Raw genomic sequence first — 19,695 nt, forward strand, 5'->3', positions numbered from 1 at the left:
AGCGACATGCGGGGTCTGGACGAATCAACGTGTTAACTGATTAGCTTTGCAGTTCAACATCATATTTTTTCAGGATCGCTTTGCCTTTTTCCCATGAGGAGAACTCAATGATGTCATCGGTATCCATCATGATTTCAAACGCATCTTCCAGAGAGGCGATAAGGGTCATATGACCTACGGAGTCCCATGAGGGAGTATCCTGGTACTGATAGCCCGGCAGGATCTCTTCAGTAACCTCGAAGGTTTCAATAAAAATACGGTTATACGTTTCCAGATTGGACATCACGGTCTCCAGATGGCAGCAAGCTTGATGACTATTCAGGTTTACCTGAATACTTTTTTATCTTCATTTGCGCGCATGACGCGCGCCGGATTCCCCAGTGCAATTACCGAGGAGCCAATATCATTAAAAACAATCGCGCCCATACTGATGATGGTATCGTCGCCGATAGTTGTCGTTTCCCGGATAGCCGCATTGAGGCCGATGTAGGTGCGGGTACCAATCAGGCAGTTGCCGCCGAGATTGGCGTACGCGGAGATCACGCTATCGTCACCAATCACACAATCATGGCCGACGTTGCAGTTAGGCTGCAGATAGACATTTTTACCGATGGTACAGTCGCAGGAGACATAGGCGCGATCGCAGACGATCGTCCCTTCGCCGAAGGTGACATCATCACTGACGCGTGCCAGAGGATGGATCAGCGTCGCCAGTCGGAATCCTGCATTCAGGGCTTTTTGCGCCATTTGATGACGCACATTAGGCTCGCCCACGCCGACAACCACCTCATACTCCTCGGGCGAGATATCCTGCAGTGTGACGACAGGTTGGCCCTTTAACTGGCGATGGGGATCAATATCATCAATAAAGCAGACGCCGCTCCAGCGTGATTCGGCTGCATTGAGCTGTTTGACCAACTCATACACTTCTCTGCCGAGACCACCTGCACCATAGATTGCCAGTTTCATCATATCCTCGAGATGCGGTATTGCCGGGCGATGATTTGGCGAACAATGCGTCACGCTGTCGCGTTCGCTCGCGCGCAAAGAGTAATAGCCCGGATCAGGGCTTTAATGTAAATGAGCGGAGGGGGGAGTCAGGGGAGGAATAACCATCATTTTTCCTCGCTTATCAACGGATAGGGCAGGGTGAAAAAACGCGATTTTATGAATAATTTCATTTAAGTCAGCGGCTTTGGCTGATGACTTAGTAAAAACAGGCGTATCGTTGAATGGTTTTGTGCCATGAGGGAAAAATTTTTTATATGCGCAAGCGCTTCTATTATCTCCTTGATTGATTGGATTTTTCTTCAAGGGAGGTAGGTTTTAAAGGGCGAAATTTCTCTATTGGTGTAAATAACCTGCCATTTCACCCACTATTCATCCGATTAAAACAACTATAGAAACGGATAATTACGCCGATAACTCAATTAACGCAGGGCCGTTTATCGTGAATTCACTCTATACCGCTGATGGTGTAATGGATAAACACTCGCTGTGGCAACGTTATGTTCCTCTAGTGCGTCATGAAGCATTGCGCCTGCAGGTGCGTTTGCCAGCAAGTGTGGAACTGGACGACCTGCTACAGGCGGGCGGCATCGGTCTATTGAATGCAGTAGATCGTTATGACGCTCTGCAAGGAACGGCATTTACCACTTACGCAGTACAGCGTATTCGTGGGGCTATGTTGGACGAGTTGCGCAGCCGCGATTGGGTGCCACGCAGTGTCCGACGTAATGCCCGCGAAGTGGCGCAGGCAATGGGGCAACTAGAGCAAGAGCTGGGACGTAACGCGTCGGAAACTGAAGTGGCGCAGCGTCTTGGTATTCCCGTTGAGGAGTACCGTCAGATGTTGCTCGATACGAACAATAGCCAGCTTTTCTCCTATGACGAATGGCGGGAAGAGCACGGCGACAGTATCGAGCTGGTGACGGAAGATCATCAACAGGAAAACCCGTTATTCCAGTTAATGGAGAGTAATTTACGCCACCGGGTGATGGAAGCGATTGAGTCGCTGCCCGAGCGTGAACAACTTGTCCTGACGCTGTACTACCAGGAGGAGCTGAATCTCAAAGAGATCGGTGCCGTACTGGAAGTCGGGGAATCGCGTGTCAGCCAGCTCCATAGCCAGGCCATTAAGCGCTTACGTACCAAGCTGGGTAAGTTATAGGTTGGTGATACTGCATCGCCCCTGGTAAATGCCGAACAACGCATTGACAACCAGGAGTTATCATGACGGTGCAGCAATCGAAAAGACGGCCATTAAGCCGCTACCTGAAAGACTTTAAACACAGCCAAACGCATTGTGCTCACTGCCACAAACTGCTCGACCGCATTACACTGGTACGCCGCGGCGAGATCGTCAACAAAATTGCGATTTCGCGGCTGGACATGCTGCTGGATGAAGCCGCGTGGCTACAAGAGCAAAAAGAGTGGGTTGCACTCTGTCGCTTTTGTGGCGATCTGCACTGCAAAGAGCAGAGCGACTTCTTCGATATCATCGGCTTTAAACAATACCTTTTCGAACAGACTGAGATGAGCCACGGTACGGTGCGCGAATATGTCGTGCGTCTTCGCCGCCTCGGCAACCATCTCACTGAACTGAATATCTCCCGCCAACTGCTGGAAGAGGGGTTCCTTGATGAGAACCTCGAACCCTGGCTACCTGCGACCAGCACCAATAACTACCGCATCGCTTTGCGCAAATATGCCCAGTTTAAAGCCCAACAACGCTTTACTGGCGCGCAAAAGATCGCTGTCGGCGCGACATCTGATATATATTAAAAAAGAACGTGTTATCAGGCCGCGGCTGGGCTTCACGCTCAGACGCGGCGCGCTATAGCGAATCTCTTAGTGGGGGAAGAATGAAACTAGCACTTTTGGGTCGTCAGGCATTGATGGGTGTTATGGCTGTCGCGCTGGTGGCCGGTATGAGCGTCAAAACCTTTGCCGCAGAAAATCTGCTGAATAAAGTCAAAGAGCGCGGCACATTATTAGTTGGGCTGGAGGGCACCTATCCGCCGTTCAGCTTTCAGGGTGATGATGGCAAGCTGACCGGGTTTGAAGTGGAGTTCGCCGAAGCACTGGCGCAGCATCTGGGCGTAAAAGCATCGCTGAAGCCCACAAAGTGGGACGGCATGCTGGCCTCGCTGGACTCAAAGCGCATCGACGTGGTGATAAACCAGGTGACCATCTCCGACGAGCGCAAGAAAAAGTATGACTTCTCAACGCCTTACACCGTGTCCGGTATTCAGGCGCTGGTGAAAAAAGGCAATGAAGGCAGCATCAAAACGCCTGCCGATCTGAAAGGCAAGAAAGTCGGCGTTGGTCTTGGCACCAACTACGAAGAGTGGCTGCGCAAAAACGTGCAGGGTGTCGATATTCGTACCTATGATGATGACCCGACCAAATACCAGGATCTGCGCGTAGGCCGTATTGACGCCATTCTGGTCGACCGCCTGGCGGCGCTGGATCTGGTGAAGAAAACCAAAGATACGCTGGCGGTCGCCGGTGATGCCTTCTCCCGTCAGGAGTCTGGCGTGGCGGTGCGCAAAGGTAATGATGACCTGCTGAAAGCGATCGATGCGGCCATTGCCGAGATGCAGAAAGATGGCACCATGAAGGCGCTGTCGGAAAAATGGTTTGGCGCAGATGTAACGAAGTAATCGTGCTCTGCTAAAAAAAGGCGCTTAATCAAGCGCCTTTTTTATTGCGGCGGATATTTCCGTGCATAATAAAACCATTACGTATCTTTGCGGCTTCAGGAGGTTGTATGCCCTTACACAATTTAACCCGCTTTCCCCGCCTCGAGTTTATCGGCGCGCCGACGCCGCTCGACTATTTGCCGCGCTTATCGGATTACGTTGGACGCGACATTTATATCAAACGCGATGATGTGACGCCGCTGGCAATGGGCGGCAACAAGCTGCGCAAGCTGGAGTTTCTTGCCGCCGATGCGCTGCGCGAAGGGGCCGATACGCTGGTCACCGCTGGCGCGATCCAGTCCAACCACGTGCGCCAGACGGCGGCGGTTGCGGCGAAGCTCGGCCTGCACTGCGTCGCGCTGCTGGAAAACCCGACCGGCACTCGTGCGGAAAACTACCTCACCAACGGCAACCGCCTGCTGCTCGATCTCTTTAACGCGCAGATTGAGATGTGCGACGCACTTACCGACCCCGCAGCCCAACTTGGCGAACTGGCAACGCGCATTGAAGCGCAGGGTTTTCGCCCCTATGTTGTGCCGGTGGGCGGCTCTAACGCGCTGGGGGCGATGGGCTACGTCGAGAGCGCGCTGGAGATCGCACAGCAGTGTGAAGGCGTGCTCGGGCTCTCCTCGGTGGTGGTCGCCTCCGGCAGCGCCGGTACCCATGCCGGGCTGGCGGTGGGGCTTGAACAGCTGATGCCGGACGTAGAGCTGATTGGCGTTACCGTCTCGCGCAGCGTCGCGGAGCAAAAACCGAAGGTGGTAACGCTGCAACAGGAGATTGCCCGTCAGCTTGAGCTACAGGCGCAGGCGGAAATCCTGCTGTGGGATGAGTACTACGCGCCGGGCTACGGGCTGCCGAATGATGAAGGGATGGAAGCGGTAAAACTGCTGGCGCGCCTTGAAGGGATCCTGCTCGATCCGGTTTATACCGGCAAAGCGATGGCCGGTCTGCTTGATGGCATTGAGCAGAAGCGCTTTAAAGATAACGGCCCTGTTTTGTTTGTGCATACGGGCGGCGCACCGGCGCTCTTTGCCTACCATCCTCACCTTTAACGCAGGCAGAAAAACCAGAATGCAAGAGAGCCTACAACTCGTTATCGACTCCGCCCCCTATTTACTAAAGGGCGCGGTCTTCACGCTACAGCTCAGTATCGGCGGCATGTTTTTTGGCCTGTTGCTCGGTTTTTTACTGGCGCTGATGCGCATGTCGAAGCTGCTGCCGCTGCGCTGGCTGGCGCGTTTCTATATCTCTGTATTTCGCGGTACGCCGCTTATTGCCCAGCTGTTTATGATCTACTACGGTCTGCCGCAGTTCGGTATCGAACTCGACCCGATCCCGTCGGCGATGATTGGCCTGTCGCTTAATACGGCGGCCTACGCGGCAGAAACCCTGCGCGCGGCGATCTCGTCGATCGATAAAGGGCAGTGGGAAGCGGCAGCCAGTGTCGGCATGACGCCGTGGCAAACTCTGCGCCGCGCCATTCTGCCGCAGGCGGCGCGCGTGGCGCTGCCACCGCTCAGTAACAGCTTTATCAGCCTGGTGAAAGACACCTCGCTGGCGGCAACCATTCAGGTGCCGGAGCTGTTTCGCCAGGCGCAGCTTATCACCTCGCGCACGCTGGAGGTCTTCACCATGTATCTGGCGGCATCGCTAATTTATTGGGTGATGGCGACGGTGCTCTCGACGTTGCAGAACTACTTTGAAAACCAGCTTAACCGGCAGGAGCAGGATCCGAAATGAGCGCAATCGATGTAAAAAACCTGGTGAAGAAGTTCCAGGGGAAGACGGTGCTGCACGGTATCGATCTGCAGGTGGAAGAGGGCGAAGTGGTAGCGATCATCGGCCCGAGCGGCTCGGGGAAAACCACCTTGCTGCGCAGTATTAACCTGCTTGAGCAGCCGGAGAGCGGCTCTATTCGTGTGGGGAATATCACCATTGACGCCACCCGCTCTGTTGGTCAGCAGAAAAGTGCCATCCGCGAACTGCGACAGCATGTCGGTTTTGTCTTCCAGAACTTCAACCTCTTTCCCCACCGCACGGTGCTGGAAAACATTATTGAAGGCCCGGTGATTGTTAAGGGCGAACCGAAAGAGGAGGCGCAGGCACGGGCGCGGGAACTGTTAGCGAAAGTGGGGCTGAGCGGGAAAGAGAACAGCTATCCGCGCCGTTTATCCGGTGGTCAGCAGCAGCGCGTGGCAATAGCCCGCGCGCTGGCGATGCGCCCGGATGTGATCCTCTTTGACGAACCTACCTCGGCGCTTGATCCAGAACTGGTGGGCGAAGTGTTAAACACTATTCGTCAACTGGCGCAGGAGCGACGCACGATGGTGATCGTTACCCATGAGATGAGCTTTGCCCGCGATGTCGCGGATCGGGCGATTTTTATGGATCAGGGGCGCATTGTAGAGCAGGGTGCGGCGAAAACGCTGTTTGCTGAACCAAAGCAGGCGCGCACGCAGCAGTTCCTTGAAAAATTCCTCACCCAGTAAAACAGGTCGCGCGATTCAGCAGTGCCAGGCGCTGAATCGCGACGATTTTACTTAAAGCCTTTATTAAAGTAACCAATTAGCCCACCTATGCCAGGGAAATAATGTTGTCTTTTACGCCTTATTTCCCGCCACTCGCCGTGCTTTAATTCGGCAATAAAGTGAACTCCTTACCAATTATCCCGATATTTTATATTTATAATTAAGTTTTATGTGTTAGCTTATTGTATACAAAAATATGATTAATAAGTGCAGGGGTATTACCGGTCGGTATGCAGCAAAAAGATTTTTTAACCTGGCGTCGTGAAATGATTTCGCGTTTTCAGGAAATGACTGTGGCACAGGACGTTTATACGGAGATCCAGCAGCAGACACAGCTGTTGGAGTTTGACTATTACTCGCTTTGCGTGCGGCATCCGGTGCCTTTCACCCGGCCGAAGCTGAGCGTGGAAACCTCATATCCGCCTGGATGGATGGAGCACTATCAGGCAGAGAATTACTTCGCTGTCGATCCGGTGCTGAAGCCTGAAAACTTCATCCAGGGACACTTGCCGTGGAATGATAAACTGTTTCATGATGCGATGACATTGTGGGATGCCGCACGCGACCACGGCCTGCGCAAAGGGGTTTCGCAGTGTTTAATGCTGCCTAATCATGCGCTCGGCTTTCTGTCGGTCTCGCGCAGCAGCCTGTTTGGCAAGACGATGGCCGATGATGAAATAGAGATGCGTTTGCAGACTCTGGTGCAGTTGAGCCTGCTGGCACTGACGCGCCTTGCGGACCATACGGTGATGACACCGGAGATGAAATTCAGTAAACGCGAGCGCGAAATTCTGAAGTGGACGGCAGAGGGGAAAACATCGGCGGAAATAGCGATGATTCTCTCTATCTCCGAAAACACGGTCAATTTCCACCAGAAGAATATGCAGAAGAAATTTAACGCGCCGAATAAAACGCAAATTGCCTGCTATGCGGCGGCAACGGGAATAATTTAATAGATTATGCGACGGAAGTCGCAAAGTGATTCCGGCTGTCAGAGCGCCTGACAGCCGGCGAGTAATTACTGGCGGTAAGCTTGTTTAATTTGCTTAACGGTGCTGGAAAATACGTCGGCCTGAGCTTCATCTTCCATCTGTGCAATTAATCTTTCCATTTTAATAATGACGCGGCCTGCATCAGCCTGGCCCATCGCTTGCAGCATCAGGGTAATCATCGACTTCAGGCAAGCGACTTCCTGCGCCAGTTCTTTTGCGTTTTCGGCGGTAGTGAAATCAGGTGTGCTCAATTTATTTTCCTCATTACATTGTCACGGACTTTCGCGACGATTGCTGTTAAGGCCGCGAAGTATACCACAAGGCTTATAAAAAAAAGCAGTGGTTGTTTTTTCACCGCTATAGAAAGTAATTGATTGAGGTCTGGTTGAAAATTAAGACTGTTATATTGTTGCACATCAAATATATGTTTAGCGCGCGTTAAGCGTGGTTAATTGCTGTAACAACTCTATTAGGGTAATTTCTTCTGCATAATCCTGCGTATTTTGCTAACTTTCTGAAAAGAAAGAAATTATGATTTTACCGCTTCGTTTTTTATATTGAAAAAAGTTTCCAGCTTATGTACAACTTCATTTCCAAAAACGAGAACAAAATTGGCGTTCGTTGTTTTTTTGCCTTTCATTATGGGCTAAAAAAAAGCTAATATATGCCGAATTAGTTTTCGCAGCGTTATCCCTTTTCCGGAGATACTCCTTTGATCAACGTACTACTTGTTGATGACCATGAACTGGTGCGCGCAGGGATACGACGCATTCTCGAAGATATTAAGGGCATAAAAGTGACGGGTGAGGTCAACTGCGGTGAAGACGCCATTAAATGGTGTCGTACCAATGCGGTTGATGTTGTTCTCATGGATATGAATATGCCCGGTATCGGCGGCCTTGAAGCGACGCGTAAAATCGCGCGCGGCAGTGCCGACACAAAAGTCATCATGCTTACCGTTCACACCGAAAACCCCTTGCCCGCCAAAGTGATGCAGGCTGGCGCTGCGGGTTATCTCACGAAAGGCGCTGCGCCGCAGGACGTGGTTAACGCCATTCGCTGCGTTCACTCAGGCCAACGCTATATCGCTTCTGACATTGCACAACAGATGGCGCTTAGCCAAATCGAGCCAGAAAAGACAGATTCACCGTTCGACAGTTTGTCGGAACGTGAATTGCAGATTATGCTGATGATCACAAAGGGCCAGAAGGTCAATGAGATCTCAGAGCAGCTGCATCTGAGCCCGAAAACGGTGAACAGCTATCGCTATCGGATGTTCAGTAAACTGAACATTCACGGTGACGTCGAACTGACGCACCTCGCCATTCGCCATGGTTTGTGCAATGCGGAGACGTTAATAAGTCAGTGACTGAAGTTTTTGATTCCAGAGCCTTTCTGAAAACGGTAACCAGTAAGCCCGGTGTCTATCGCATGTATGACACCGGCGGTACCGTTATCTATGTCGGTAAAGCAAAAGACCTGAAAAAACGTCTTTCCAGCTACTTCCGCAGCAATCTTGCCTCGCGCAAAACCGAAGCGCTGGTCGCGCAGATCCAACAGATCGACGTGACCGTCACGCACACGGAGACCGAAGCGCTGCTGCTGGAGCACAACTACATCAAGCTTTACCAGCCTCGCTACAACGTTCTGCTCAGGGACGATAAATCTTATCCGTTTATCTTCCTCAGCAACGACACGCACCCTCGTCTGGCAACCCATCGCGGCGCGAAGCATGCGAAAGGGGAGTATTTCGGCCCCTTCCCGAACGGCTACGCGGTGCGGGAAACGCTGGCGTTGTTGCAAAAAATCTTCCCTGTTCGCCAGTGCGAAAACAGCGTCTATCGCAACCGCTCTCGTCCGTGCCTGCAATACCAGATTGGCCGCTGCCTTGGCCCGTGCGTCGAGGGGCTGGTGAGCGAAGAGGAGTACGCGCAACAGGTTGACTACGTGCGGCTGTTCCTCGCTGGTAAAGACGATCAGGTGCTGACCCAGCTTATCGCGCGAATGGAGAAAGCCAGCCAGGCGCTCGATTTTGAAGAAGCCGCGCGCGTGCGCGATCAAATCCAGGCAGTACGCCGCGTAACGGAGAAACAGTTCGTTTCCAATAATGGCGACGATCTGGATGTTATTGGCGTGGCGTTTGATGCTGGCATGGCCTGCGTCCATGTGCTGTTTATCCGCCAGGGCAAGGTTCTCGGCAGCCGCAGCTACTACCCGAAAGTGCCGGGCGGCACCGAGCTTGGCGAAGTGGTCGAAACCTTTGTCGGCCAGTTTTATCTGCAGGGCAGCCAGATGCGCACGCTGCCGGGCGAAATCCTGCTTGACTTCGACCTTACTGATAAAACCCTGCTGGGTGATTCCCTCTCAGAGCTGGCCGGGCGCAAAGTCAATGTGCAGACCAAACCGCGTGGCGATCGCGCCCGTTATCTGAAGCTGGCTCGCACCAATGCTGCGACGGCGCTCAGTACTAAGCTTTCTCAGCAGTCGACCGTCCATCAGCGGCTTGCCGCGCTGGCGAGCGTGCTTAATCTGCCTGCGGTCAAACGCATGGAGTGCTTCGATATCAGCCATACTATGGGCGAGCAGACGGTCGCCTCCTGCGTGGTGTTTGACCCCAACGGGCCGGTGCGCGCCGAGTATCGCCGCTATAACATCACCGGCATTACGCCGGGCGACGACTATGCGGCGATGAACCAAGTGCTGCGCCGCCGCTATGGTAAAGCCATTGAAGAGAACAAGATCCCCGATGTGATCCTGATTGATGGCGGTAAAGGGCAACTGGGTCAGGCGAAAACCGTATTTGCCGAGCTGGATGTGCCGTGGGATAAACATAAGCCGCTGTTGCTGGGGGTGGCGAAGGGCGCAGATCGTAAAGCCGGTTTAGAGACGCTCTTTTTCGAGCCGGAAGGGGAGGGCTTCAGCCTGCCGCCGGATTCGCCCGCGCTGCATGTGATTCAGCATATTCGCGATGAATCGCACGATCACGCCATTAGCGGACACCGTAAAAAACGGGCGAAGGTGAAGAACACCAGTTCGCTCGAAACCATCGAAGGGGTGGGGCCGAAACGCCGGCAGATGCTGCTGAAATATATGGGCGGTCTGCAAGGGTTACAGAACGCCAGCATTGAGGAAATTGCGAAAGTGCCGGGCATCTCGCAAGGTCTGGCAGAAAAGATCTTCTACTCGTTGAAACATTAGGGGCTCTGTAGCAACATAGAGCGAAATTTTACGGACAACAGACAGTTAACGCCAACATGCGATTCAATATTCCTACGTTGCTCACCCTTTTTCGCGTCATCCTGATCCCGTTTTTCGTTCTGGCGTTCTATCTGCCGTTCAACTGGGCGCCGTTTGTCTGCGCCCTTATTTTTTGCTGCGCGGCGGTAACTGACTGGTTTGACGGTTATCTGGCGCGCCGCTGGAACCAGAGCACGCGCTTTGGCGCTTTTCTCGATCCGGTGGCCGATAAGGTGCTGGTCGGGATCGCGATGGTGCTGGTGGCGGAGCACTATCACAGCTGGTGGGTGACGCTGCCTGCGGCAACGATGATCGCCCGTGAAATTATCATCTCCGCCCTGCGCGAGTGGATGGCAGAGATGGGCAAGCGTAGCCGTGTGGCGGTCTCCTGGATTGGTAAAGTCAAAACCACGGCGCAGATGGTGGCGCTGGTGTGGCTGCTGTGGCGACCGAACCAGTGGGTTGAGTACGCCGGCATTGCGCTCTTCTTTGTCGCCGCAGTGCTGACGCTGTGGTCGATGCTGCAATATCTCAACGCTGCGCGCGGCGATCTGCTCGAACCGTGATCGTTTCGTCGCAAATTTCAGCAAACGATCGTGCTTTTGAAAAATATCGTTGACTCATTGCGTCAGGTAAGTAGAATGCAACGCATCGGAAGGCGGCATAGCTTGCCAGAAGATAATAAAATCAAGCGATTACAACACGCTTGATGACGCGGGAATAGCTCAGTTGGTAGAGCACGACCTTGCCAAGGTCGGGGTCGCGAGTTCGAGTCTCGTTTCCCGCTCCAGTTTTACGCATCGGCTGTTACAGCGGGTGCTGGCTGAAAAGCCTGAAGGATTTTGGCGCGTTAGCAAAGCGGTTATGTAGCGGATTGCAAATCCGTCTAGTCCGGTTCGACTCCGGAACGCGCCTCCAATTTCTTCCCGAGCCCGGATGGTGGAATCGGTAGACACAAGGGATTTAAAATCCCTCGGCGTTCGCGCTGTGCGGGTTCAAGTCCCGCTCCGGGTACCATGGGGAAAAAGCAGAATAATCAAAGCAATAAGCAGTGTCGTGAAACCACCGAAAGGTGGTTTTTTTGTGCCTGAAATCTGGCTTCGTCAGGCTTTCGCCATCTCAAGTCAGGAACATTGCCATCCCGCAACCGTGGCTGACGAAATTCTGCTGTTTTATCTCATTGCATAAAGGGTATTTGACTGACCCTAATTAGTCCGAGTCGCTAGCTACCTTGATATCGAAGGCGTTATATTTATGCTGTTAGTACACTTAGCCCATTCCTGATACGATCTCACTTCTTCTCTCTGAATGAACGATTCTCGTAGAAATTTAAGTTGCAGGTACCAGATTTTGGAGTTTCACTGATGCATTTTTTTCGCTAATCTATTCATTAATGGATGTGATTTATGGAGGTATCTGTGGTGGCTTTAGGATTGCCTGTGACTATCTTTGCTACAAAACGCCAGATGGATCATAGGTCAGCAGCGGATATGAAATGTGGTGATTTAACCGAAGAACAGTTAAAAAGAGACTTTCGTTTAACAGATGTTTCTACAAAAGTTGATCCATACAAACTTGAGCAGACTCCGACGTTAATAACTCCTCGCCCCGCTTATTACGATGGCCTTCTGAGTGGTGCTTTAAAAAAAGGTAAGACTATATCCCGTCTGGAATGTAGCAATATTATGTTTGATGAAATGCGTTCTCTATCAAGTCAGTTCGCCATGTACGGTGCATACAGGCAGTTGATAACTAAAATGATCACGCATTGGCAAACACAAAATGGTGCTGCTTTTCAGGACGCCGCTTTGAACATGGCCTTAAGAAATCAGATAGTAAATGATAGTTCGGAGCAGAGTTCTTTAAAGGCTATAGTAGACGCTATCAACGATAAAGTTAACTATAAAGATAAAACATTGCACGAAAGTTCCTTTTATAGTATTGAATCATCTATTCAGAACTCTATTTTACCGAAATTCTCACGTTTTAAAGATAATTTGAATGGTTTAGGTATTACTGTGCACGATATTTATGCAATAAATATCAAATTGATTTCAATGAATGTTTATGAAAATAAATGGCAGGCTATAGTCAAATACACGGCACAAGATCATTTCGGGCTTGATGACGAAGATATAAAGAAAAGTTTATTTTTTGGACATCGGTTTTTCAGGATTTGGTTTGTATTACAGCGCTACAATGTTTTCGGCTTTAAGCCTTTTTTTACTAACATGGAAACAGTGATCAAGATTCATGGAGGAATGTTTCAATGAGAAGAAAAAAGGTTGTTATAGTAGCAATATTATTTTTTATATTTATTGCAGTATATATTTATCTGAATCACCGTCCCGTCAAAATCATTGCCGTTCATCAGGATAAAGCTTATTCAAGCATCATAGTCGATCATATGCCTCTGACAGCCAAAGGAAAAATAGAATGGTGGATGGATCATAAGGACAGGCTTTTCAAGGAGTACAAGGTTCCCAAAGTCGATAGCGATGGGTTATTTCGTGTTTACTTTTGGGCTTTTGGTGAAGGTTACAAAGAATTAGGGAAATATGATCGACTCTGCTTTGATGATATGCCTGAGCCTAAGAATTGTATTGATAAAGACAACCTGATGATTGTTGCTAAGACGCGTGAGGGAAACATGCGATACACATTCGATGACTCCGTCTATATCCAAGCCCCTGATGGTGCTCTCAAAAAAAGAAAATAATCTTTCTGATCACAAAAATAAGGCGCTCCAGTCAGAGCGCCCTCGTATTAACCCACTTCCGGCAACCATCCTGCCACAATCAAAAACTGAATAGTAATAATGGCGATACCGCAGGCGAAGATCAGGCACAGCGCCGGTTTCCCGCCCAGCACGCGGTAACCGCTTTGCGGGTGGTGTTTGCGGCTCTGCCACGCCAGCATCGACGGCAACAGCAGGGCTAATACCGCAAGCGCAACGCCTGCGTAACCGAGCGCCATCACAAAACCGCGCGGGTAGAAGAGGGCAAACGCCAGCGGCGGCAGAAAGGTGATGATGCCGGTTTGCAAGCGGCCGCTGACACTATTGCGGCGACGGAACAGATCGGCGAGGTAATCAAACAGGCCCAGCGAGACGCCGAGGAATGAGGTAGCCAGCGCCAGATCGGCAAAAAGGTGGATCGCCAGTTCGACATGTGCGGAGGCGACGACATCGCGCAGCGCCAGCAACAAGCCATTCAGCCCTGACTGGCTGGCAAGCAGGCCCATAAAGGTATGAGAGTCGATGCTGCCAAGGGTCGCCAGCTGCCAGAAGATATACGCCACCAGCGGAATAGCGCTACCGGTAATAAACACTTTGCGCAGCTGGCGAATGTTGCCGCCCATATAGCTGACAATGCTCGGCACGCTGCCGTGAAAACCGAACGAGGTAAAAATCACCGGCAACGCTGAGAGCGCCAGCCCTTTTTCCAGCGGCATAGTCAGCAGGTTAGCCTGATGAACATGCGGCATTAACAATGCCAGCATAACCACCAAAAAGAGGATTTTGGCGCTGAAGAGAAAACGGTTGAAGAGATCGACCAGCGAGGTGCCAATGCAGACAACGCCGCCAGCCACCAGCGTAAAGATCAGCACGCCCGCGCTCGACGAGAGCGAAACGTTAAACCACTCGCTGATACTTGAAGCAAGCAACTCGCCAGCACCGCTGATATAGGCAGCCGTTAGCGCATACATCAGAAACATCATGCTGAAGCCGGTGATCAACTGTCCGTAACGACCCAGATAGCGCTGCGCCAGCGAGCCCAGCCCGGTCTCAGCCGGAACATGCTGATAGACTTCAAGCAGCAGCAGCGCGGTGTAACACATCACTGCCCATAAGATGAAAAGCAGCCCCAGCGTCGTTGCAAACCCTACGCCCGCTGCTGCCAGCGGCATCGCCAGCATGCCCGCACCAATGGTGGTGCCAGCGACAATAAATACACTTCCAAGTGCCCGATTTTTCACACTTTCCTCTATTTCTGAACTCACTGCACACGCAATACGCGGCGCAGAGTAAGATAATTCCACCGTTTCGTCAAATGACCGTTACATCTGATGTAATCTTTTGTTTACGCTTTATCGTGCGGACGAAAAAGAGCAACCCCCGCTGGTGTTAAGTGCGGAATCAGGCATTTTGTGACAGAGGATAATCAGAGAGGAGTGTTGTGGAGCAGAAAGAAAAAAGGCGGTACAGAATTAACTGCACCGCCCTTATTATTAATTTTGTGCGTCGAGGGTCGCCAGCTCTTTATCAATAAAGTAGAGGCCTTCACCACTTTTACCCGCCAGCGTTAATTTATCAATTACCGATTTAAAGAGTTTCTCTTCTTCATGCTGCTCGGCAACATACCACTGCAGGAAATTAAAGGTCGGATAATCCTGCGACATCATCGCAACATGCGCCAGCTCATTAATTTTTTGCGTAATATGCTGCTCATGTTCGTAAGTCGCGCGGAACAGTTCATCAAGGGAGGCATACTCTGCGACCGGTGAAGCAATATTTGCGATGCGCGGCAGGCTGCCAGTGTCCGTCAGGTAGTCGAACAGGCGCTGCATATGGGTCATCTCTTCCTGCGCGTGGCGGCGCAGAAACGCGGCGGCGCCTTCAAAACTGTGATAGCTGCACCATGCGCTCATCTGTTGATAGAGCAGGGAGGAGAAGAGTTCCAGATTCATCTGTTCGTTGAGTTTTTCGATCATCTCTGCTTTTAACATCGCACGGCTCCGGAATTAAAAAAATAACAGGGGAAAGTGCCGCCACTATAATTTGTTATTTAATTATTTGCAAAAGGTAAAATAATAAAGCGTTTGATTAATAAAGAGAATGCGAATAACACGCATTGCCGGAAGGATATTTAAATGAATGAGAATTGTTTTGATTATTAATAAAAGAAAAAGCCAGCAATAATAGCTGGCTTCAGAATTTACCAGGCCGCGCGGTTGGGGTCGATAGCGATACCGCGACACTGATATTGAATGGTGATTTTGGTGTTCATGCAGCCCGAACCGCTGATCAAACTACAGGTCTGCACCGGTTGGCCAAATGCCACGGCGGTAGCGTAACCCAACTGCTGGCACTGTTTGTTGGCGGTGCCCTGTGCGACATACTCATCATAACGCGCGGTCTGCATCATCTGCTGATTAAAGCTCAGACGCACCACGCCGCTGGTGGTGTCCACACTGCTCACTTCTGCTTCTTTGGTGATGGTGCACCCGGCAAGGAGTAACAGCGTGGCGGCAATAACGACTCTCTTCATGACGTTGCTCTGCTTCATTTTTTGCATCTTCTCATCTTAATCGCCCCCTTTGTGCGGCAATCGACGGAATAACCCCCCGAACACCCTCTACTAATCAGGACGGCAGGAGCGGGTCGCTCAAAACTGTGAGGCGGCTTTTGATTTTTAAAACCATTTTTCACTAAATTTGAAAGTATGTTTGTGAGGTAGTAAGGTTTAGGTAACCTTTGCTATCCGAAGCACGTCCACAGGAGATGAAAATGAAAATTGCACTGATGATGGAAAACAGCCAGGCGGCGAAAAACGCCATCATTCTCAAAGAGCTGAAAACCGTAGCCGATGAGAAAGATTTCCCGGTGTATAACGTCGGCATGAGCGACGAAAATGACCATCATCTGACCTATATCCACCTCGGCATTATGGCCAGCATTCTGCTCAACTCTAAAGCGGTGGATTTCGTGGTGACCGGCTGCGGCACCGGGCAGGGCGCGCTGATGTCGCTGAACATCCATCCGGGCGTGGTCTGCGGTTACTGTATCGATCCGGCCGACGCCTTCCTGTTCGCGCAGATCAACAACGGTAACGCGCTGGCGCTGCCGTTTGCTAAAGGCTTTGGCTGGGGCGCAGAGCTGAATGTGCGCTTTATCTTTGAGAAAGCCTTTACTGGCCGCAACGGGGAAGGTTATCCGCCGGAGCGTAAAGAGCCGCAGGTGCGTAACGCCGGGATCCTGAACCAGGTGAAAGCAGCGGTGGTGAAAGAGAACTATCTCGATACGCTGCGCGCCATCGATCGCGAACTGGTGAAAACCGCCGTTTCCGGCGAGCGTTTCCAGCAGTGCTTCTTCGAGAACTGCCAGAATAAAGAGATCGAAGCCTTCGTGCGTGAAGTGCTGGCCTGATAGTCATCTTGCCTGATGGCGCTGCGCTTATCAGGCCTACGGGAGCAAATTTCGCTATGCGCACCCGTAGGCCGGATAAGGCGTAAGCCGCCATCCGGCATCTCTGTTTAACGACTTTTCTGCGACACCGCGCTGCCGGCATCCTTCGTCAAGCGCAGCGTATCAATCATTCCCACCAGACAGATCAACGCAATAAAGACAAACGCCAGTACGCGTAGGCCGGATAAGGCGTAAGCCGCCATCCGGCATCTCTGTTTAACGACTTTTCTGCGACACCGCGCTGCCGGCATCCTCCGTCAAGCGCAGCGTATCAATCATTCCCACCAGACAGATCAACGCAATAAAGACAAACGCCAGCCGGAAACTGATCCCTTCCATCCCGCCGAGCCCTAACCAGCCGCTGATATGCTCGCCAAGGCGAATGCCAATCGCGCCAAGCGTAATGCCAAGCCCCACCGCCAGCTGTGTCGCCGTGCTAAACAGCGTATTGGCATAACTCATCTGCGCGGCAGGCACATCGGCAAACGCCAGCGTGCTGACGCCGGTAAACTGCACCGAGCGAAAGACGCCGCCAAGGTAGAGGATGGCAAAGATCAGCCACACCGGCGTATCGGCGGTAAGAAACGCGCAGGCCAGCAACGCAATCACATTTAGCGCGCCGTTAATCAACAGCAGCTTACGAAAGCCGAGCCAGCGGATAAGCGGCGTGGTCGCCGGTTTAATGGACAAATTCCCGGCAAACACCGCCAGCACCAGCAGCCCGGCGTGGAAGGGATCCATACCAAACCCGACCTGAAACAGCAGCGGCAGCAGAAACGGCACCGCGCTGATCGAGGCGCGGAACAGCGAACCGCCATACATAGTGACGCGAAAGGTCGGCACCTGCATCGCGTCGAGGCGGATCATTGGCCACGCGTGGCGGCGGAAATGGCGCAGCGTAAAGGCAAACATCACCGCGCCAAGCGTCAGCAGTGCCAGCGTCAATCCACCCTGTGGGTGTTGCGAACCGAGCGCTTCCATTGCGTACACCAAGCTCACCATCGCGATGCTGGTGGTGAGAAAGCCGGTTAAGTCGAAGGGGCGGCGCTCCTCTTCACGGATGTTGGGAATAATGCGCAGTGCCAGCGCCATCCCCAGCAGTCCGAGCGGCACATTAATAAAGAAAATCCAGCGCCAGTCCGCGTAGTGGGTAATAAACCCGCCGAGCGGCGGGCCGATAATCGGGGCCACCAGCGCCGGCCATGTCAGCGTAGCGATAGCGGTAATCAGCTGATGTTTGGGCGTGGTGCGCAGCACCGCCAGCCGCCCGACCGGCACCATCAGCGCGCCGCCCATGCCCTGCAAAATGCGCATCGCCACAAACATCTCGACGCTGGTGGAGAGCCCGCACAGCACCGAGGCGAAGGTGAAGATTGCCAGCGCCAGCGTAAAGATGGTGCGCGCGCCGAAGCGATCGGCGATCCAGCCGCTGGCGGGGATCAGTACAGCAAGCGTAATCAGATAGGCGCTGATACCGATATTGAGCGCCACCGCTTCGACGCCAAAGGTTTTTGCCATATCCGGCAGCGCGGTGGCGATCACCGTGCCATCAATAAACTCCATAAAGAAGGCGCCCGCGACCAGTAATGCAGCGGGAGAAACCGCGCCTCGCGTTTGCGCAGGGGAACTTTCGGTCATTGAGAGTCTGCCATCCACAAAAATAATTGAAGAAGCTAAAAATATTTTTAGCGCGCTAACTGTCGGATTTGACATCAGATTGCTCATAAAACTACGCCAGTTTCATTTTTTGAAACGTGATTTCGCTCTCAGATAGATTGATTTTTGTGACGGGCGTCATATTATGTCGCCCATTGAGGCTCAGCACCTGCCTGACTATTTGCCGGAGTGAAAGATGAAACTGCGTAAAATCCTGAAGCATATGTTTGAAACCTATTGCAAGACCTTCAAAGACGTACCGCCTGGCGCGATGTTCTGAGAATAAAAAAACCTGCTGCGGCAGGTTTTTTTGTCTCTGCGCAACGCGGCCGCGCGCAAAACTACTCATGCCCGCCGTTTCCCGCTACTATGGCGCCCTTTCAATAAGGAGCTTCCCATGTCGCAAAACACCCCCGCCGACCAGGAGCTGGTCTCTGACGTTGTCGCCTGCCAGCTGGTCATCAAACAGATCCTTGATGTGATTGACGTGATCGCGCCGGTCGAAGTGCGTGAAAAAATGGCTAACCAGCTTAAAACCATCGACTTCTCGACCCATCCCGCCGCCGCCGATCCGGTGACGCGCCGGGCGATTCAAAAAGCCATTGCGCTGATCGAACTGAAGTTCACCCCGCAGGGCGAAGCGCACTAACGCGCATATTATCGACATCCGGCCACGGGTCTGTGACGCAGCGAGGATTTTGAAACGCTGTTTTGATCAACAATAACGCCACCTGTTTCACCTGACCTCAACGGCAAGGAGTCGGTCATGAAAAAAGTGGCGGTATTGTTAGCGCCGGGTTTTGAAGAAGCGGAAGCGATTATCACTATTGATATTTTGCGCCGCTTAGAGATTGAAGTAGAGACGCTGGCCTGCGCGGATTACCGCGCGGTGGTCAGCTATCACGCCATTCCTATGGTGGCAGACAGCACCTTGTCCGAGCGGCAAGGGACGCTGTTCGATGCCATCGTCCTGCCCGGCGGGCCGCAGGGGAGCGTCAACCTCGCGGCCAGCAGCGATGTCGTGCAATTTGTTAAAGCCCACGATGCGGCAGGTAAACTGATCTGCCCCCTCTGCTCCGCCGCTGCGCGCGTGCTGGGCGGCAACAATCTCCTCAACGGGCGTCGGTATGTCTGTTCCGGCGATCTCTATCAACAGGTGCAAGATGGCGAGTATGTCGATGCGCCGGTCGTTGAAGATGGCAACCTGATCAGCGGCAAAGGTCTGGGACACGCTTTCGACTTTGCCTTTACGCTTGCCGCGCGCCTGCTGGGCGACGAAAAACCCGTTCGCGAACACGCCGATCACATCTACTACCGCTGGTAATCGTTTCGCCCGGCCGCGCCCTGTGGCCGGGTACAAGGATAAGCTGGCTGACGTTATGGATTAT

At 52.3% G+C, this 19,695-nt stretch carries 25 protein-coding genes and 3 tRNA genes; 20 read left to right on the forward strand and 8 right to left on the reverse strand.

The window, feature by feature from the left end; genetic code table 11:
• Nucleotides 1–40: 40 nt before the first annotated feature.
• Together N7V53_RS09460 and N7V53_RS09465 are read right to left on the reverse strand one after the other, a co-directional pair.
• Nucleotides 41–283 carry a hypothetical protein gene (locus N7V53_RS09460; protein ID WP_023480037.1) on the reverse strand — a complete coding sequence of 81 codons (243 nt, stop codon included), beginning with the start codon at nucleotides 281–283 and terminating at the stop codon, nucleotides 41–43.
• A gap of 41 nt (nucleotides 284–324) precedes the next feature.
• Nucleotides 325–972 carry an acetyltransferase gene (locus tag N7V53_RS09465; protein WP_279793200.1) on the reverse strand — a complete coding sequence of 216 codons (648 nt, stop codon included), beginning with the start codon at nucleotides 970–972 and terminating at the stop codon, nucleotides 325–327.
• Nucleotides 973–1,450: 478 nt separating this feature from the next.
• Here N7V53_RS09465 and N7V53_RS09470 point away from each other — a divergent pair, with 478 nt between their 5' ends.
• From N7V53_RS09470 to sdiA, 7 genes are all read left to right on the forward strand, one after another.
• Complete coding sequence (locus tag N7V53_RS09470; RefSeq protein WP_023480141.1) at nucleotides 1,451–2,170, forward strand: RNA polymerase sigma factor FliA; 720 nt, start codon at nucleotides 1,451–1,453, stop codon at nucleotides 2,168–2,170.
• A gap of 62 nt (nucleotides 2,171–2,232) precedes the next feature.
• The gene (fliZ, locus tag N7V53_RS09475; protein ID WP_042717714.1) at nucleotides 2,233–2,784 is read left to right on the forward strand and encodes a flagella biosynthesis regulatory protein FliZ; all 552 of its coding nucleotides are present in this window, start codon (nucleotides 2,233–2,235) and stop codon (nucleotides 2,782–2,784) included.
• Nucleotides 2,785–2,864: 80 nt separating this feature from the next.
• The gene (gene tcyJ / locus N7V53_RS09480; protein WP_124967959.1) at nucleotides 2,865–3,665 is read left to right on the forward strand and encodes a cystine ABC transporter substrate-binding protein; all 801 of its coding nucleotides are present in this window, start codon (nucleotides 2,865–2,867) and stop codon (nucleotides 3,663–3,665) included.
• Nucleotides 3,666–3,772: 107 nt separating this feature from the next.
• Nucleotides 3,773–4,759, forward strand: a complete 987-nt coding sequence (gene dcyD, locus N7V53_RS09485; RefSeq protein ID WP_279793202.1) for a D-cysteine desulfhydrase — start codon at nucleotides 3,773–3,775, stop codon at nucleotides 4,757–4,759.
• A gap of 19 nt (nucleotides 4,760–4,778) precedes the next feature.
• Nucleotides 4,779–5,447: a cystine ABC transporter permease gene (gene tcyL, locus N7V53_RS09490; RefSeq protein ID WP_279793203.1), complete on the forward strand. Its 669-nt coding sequence runs from the start codon at nucleotides 4,779–4,781 to the stop codon at nucleotides 5,445–5,447.
• On the forward strand, nucleotides 5,444–6,196 hold the full coding sequence (tcyN, locus tag N7V53_RS09495) for an L-cystine ABC transporter ATP-binding protein TcyN (protein ID WP_279793204.1): 753 nt from the start codon (nucleotides 5,444–5,446) through the stop codon (nucleotides 6,194–6,196). The genes tcyL and tcyN overlap by 4 nt, the downstream gene beginning before the upstream one ends.
• 269 nt (nucleotides 6,197–6,465) lie before the next feature.
• On the forward strand, nucleotides 6,466–7,188 hold the full coding sequence (gene sdiA / locus N7V53_RS09500) for a transcriptional regulator SdiA (protein WP_042712095.1): 723 nt from the start codon (nucleotides 6,466–6,468) through the stop codon (nucleotides 7,186–7,188).
• A gap of 65 nt (nucleotides 7,189–7,253) precedes the next feature.
• On the opposite strand, the gene N7V53_RS09505 is transcribed toward sdiA, so the two are convergent.
• The gene (locus N7V53_RS09505; protein ID WP_042712094.1) at nucleotides 7,254–7,478 is read right to left on the reverse strand and encodes a DUF2594 family protein; all 225 of its coding nucleotides are present in this window, start codon (nucleotides 7,476–7,478) and stop codon (nucleotides 7,254–7,256) included.
• 461 nt (nucleotides 7,479–7,939) lie between these two features.
• On the opposite strand from N7V53_RS09505, the gene uvrY reads away from it, so the two are divergent.
• The 9 genes from uvrY (at nucleotide 7,940) to N7V53_RS09550 (ending at nucleotide 13,183) form a co-directional block, all read left to right on the forward strand.
• Complete coding sequence (gene uvrY / locus N7V53_RS09510) at nucleotides 7,940–8,596, forward strand: UvrY/SirA/GacA family response regulator transcription factor (RefSeq protein WP_042712093.1); 657 nt, start codon at nucleotides 7,940–7,942, stop codon at nucleotides 8,594–8,596.
• Nucleotides 8,593–10,425, forward strand: a complete 1,833-nt coding sequence (gene uvrC / locus N7V53_RS09515; RefSeq protein ID WP_124967963.1) for an excinuclease ABC subunit UvrC — start codon at nucleotides 8,593–8,595, stop codon at nucleotides 10,423–10,425. Before uvrY ends, uvrC begins: the two co-directional genes overlap by 4 nt.
• 56 nt (nucleotides 10,426–10,481) lie before the next feature.
• Entirely contained in the window at nucleotides 10,482–11,030 is a 549-nt protein-coding gene (gene pgsA / locus N7V53_RS09520) for a CDP-diacylglycerol--glycerol-3-phosphate 3-phosphatidyltransferase (RefSeq protein ID WP_023480080.1), read from the forward strand.
• Between the two features lie 148 nt (nucleotides 11,031–11,178).
• Nucleotides 11,179–11,254: transfer RNA gene (locus N7V53_RS09525), tRNA-Gly, on the forward strand.
• A 54-nt stretch (nucleotides 11,255–11,308) separates the two neighbouring features.
• Nucleotides 11,309–11,382, forward strand: a tRNA-Cys gene (locus N7V53_RS09530).
• Between the two features lie 12 nt (nucleotides 11,383–11,394).
• Nucleotides 11,395–11,481 (forward strand) — tRNA-Leu (locus N7V53_RS09535).
• 39 nt (nucleotides 11,482–11,520) lie between these two features.
• A complete protein-coding gene (locus N7V53_RS09540; RefSeq protein ID WP_279793206.1) occupies nucleotides 11,521–11,652 on the forward strand; it encodes a hypothetical protein in 132 nt (43 codons plus the stop codon).
• A gap of 218 nt (nucleotides 11,653–11,870) precedes the next feature.
• Nucleotides 11,871–12,737: a DUF3289 family protein gene (locus N7V53_RS09545; protein WP_279793207.1), complete on the forward strand. Its 867-nt coding sequence runs from the start codon at nucleotides 11,871–11,873 to the stop codon at nucleotides 12,735–12,737.
• On the forward strand, nucleotides 12,734–13,183 hold the full coding sequence (locus N7V53_RS09550) for a DUF943 family protein (RefSeq protein ID WP_279793208.1): 450 nt from the start codon (nucleotides 12,734–12,736) through the stop codon (nucleotides 13,181–13,183). Before N7V53_RS09545 ends, N7V53_RS09550 begins: the two co-directional genes overlap by 4 nt.
• A 47-nt stretch (nucleotides 13,184–13,230) precedes the next feature.
• Here N7V53_RS09550 and tyrP read toward each other — a convergent pair whose 3' ends face one another.
• The 3 genes from tyrP to yecR all read right to left on the reverse strand — a co-directional run bounded on the left by tyrP (nucleotide 13,231) and on the right by yecR (nucleotide 15,734).
• Nucleotides 13,231–14,442 (reverse strand): tyrosine transporter TyrP, encoded by a 1,212-nt coding sequence (tyrP, locus tag N7V53_RS09555; RefSeq protein ID WP_279793209.1) that lies wholly within the window; start codon nucleotides 14,440–14,442, stop codon nucleotides 13,231–13,233.
• Nucleotides 14,443–14,694: 252 nt separating this feature from the next.
• Nucleotides 14,695–15,192, reverse strand: coding sequence for a non-heme ferritin (ftnA, locus tag N7V53_RS09560; RefSeq protein WP_023480186.1), 498 nt, complete (start codon nucleotides 15,190–15,192; stop codon nucleotides 14,695–14,697).
• A 209-nt stretch (nucleotides 15,193–15,401) separates the two neighbouring features.
• Nucleotides 15,402–15,734 carry a YecR family lipoprotein gene (yecR, locus tag N7V53_RS09565; protein WP_023480136.1) on the reverse strand — a complete coding sequence of 111 codons (333 nt, stop codon included), beginning with the start codon at nucleotides 15,732–15,734 and terminating at the stop codon, nucleotides 15,402–15,404.
• 239 nt (nucleotides 15,735–15,973) lie between these two features.
• Between yecR and N7V53_RS09570 the strand changes: the two genes are divergently transcribed.
• On the forward strand, nucleotides 15,974–16,612 hold the full coding sequence (locus tag N7V53_RS09570) for an RpiB/LacA/LacB family sugar-phosphate isomerase (protein WP_023480165.1): 639 nt from the start codon (nucleotides 15,974–15,976) through the stop codon (nucleotides 16,610–16,612).
• A gap of 107 nt (nucleotides 16,613–16,719) precedes the next feature.
• Here the strand turns inward: N7V53_RS09570 and N7V53_RS09575 are convergent, their stop codons facing one another.
• Nucleotides 16,720–16,854: a hypothetical protein gene (locus N7V53_RS09575; protein ID WP_279793210.1), complete on the reverse strand. Its 135-nt coding sequence runs from the start codon at nucleotides 16,852–16,854 to the stop codon at nucleotides 16,720–16,722.
• 13 nt (nucleotides 16,855–16,867) lie between these two features.
• Nucleotides 16,868–18,289, reverse strand: coding sequence for an MFS transporter (locus tag N7V53_RS09580; RefSeq protein WP_279793211.1), 1,422 nt, complete (start codon nucleotides 18,287–18,289; stop codon nucleotides 16,868–16,870).
• Between the two features lie 214 nt (nucleotides 18,290–18,503).
• Here N7V53_RS09580 and azuC point away from each other — a divergent pair, with 214 nt between their 5' ends.
• The 3 genes from azuC (at nucleotide 18,504) to N7V53_RS09595 (ending at nucleotide 19,631) form a co-directional block, all read left to right on the forward strand.
• Nucleotides 18,504–18,587, forward strand: coding sequence for a stress response protein AzuC (azuC, locus tag N7V53_RS09585; protein ID WP_017458329.1), 84 nt, complete (start codon nucleotides 18,504–18,506; stop codon nucleotides 18,585–18,587).
• Between the two features lie 117 nt (nucleotides 18,588–18,704).
• A complete protein-coding gene (locus N7V53_RS09590) occupies nucleotides 18,705–18,956 on the forward strand; it encodes a DUF2766 family protein (protein ID WP_023480161.1) in 252 nt (83 codons plus the stop codon).
• A 117-nt stretch (nucleotides 18,957–19,073) separates the two neighbouring features.
• Nucleotides 19,074–19,631, forward strand: coding sequence for a DJ-1 family glyoxalase III (locus N7V53_RS09595; RefSeq protein ID WP_279793213.1), 558 nt, complete (start codon nucleotides 19,074–19,076; stop codon nucleotides 19,629–19,631).
• Nucleotides 19,632–19,695 lie beyond the last annotated feature (64 nt).

The organism is Kosakonia sp. HypNH10, from assembly GCF_029850615.1.
GTDB lineage: Bacteria > Pseudomonadota > Gammaproteobacteria > Enterobacterales > Enterobacteriaceae > Kosakonia > Kosakonia cowanii.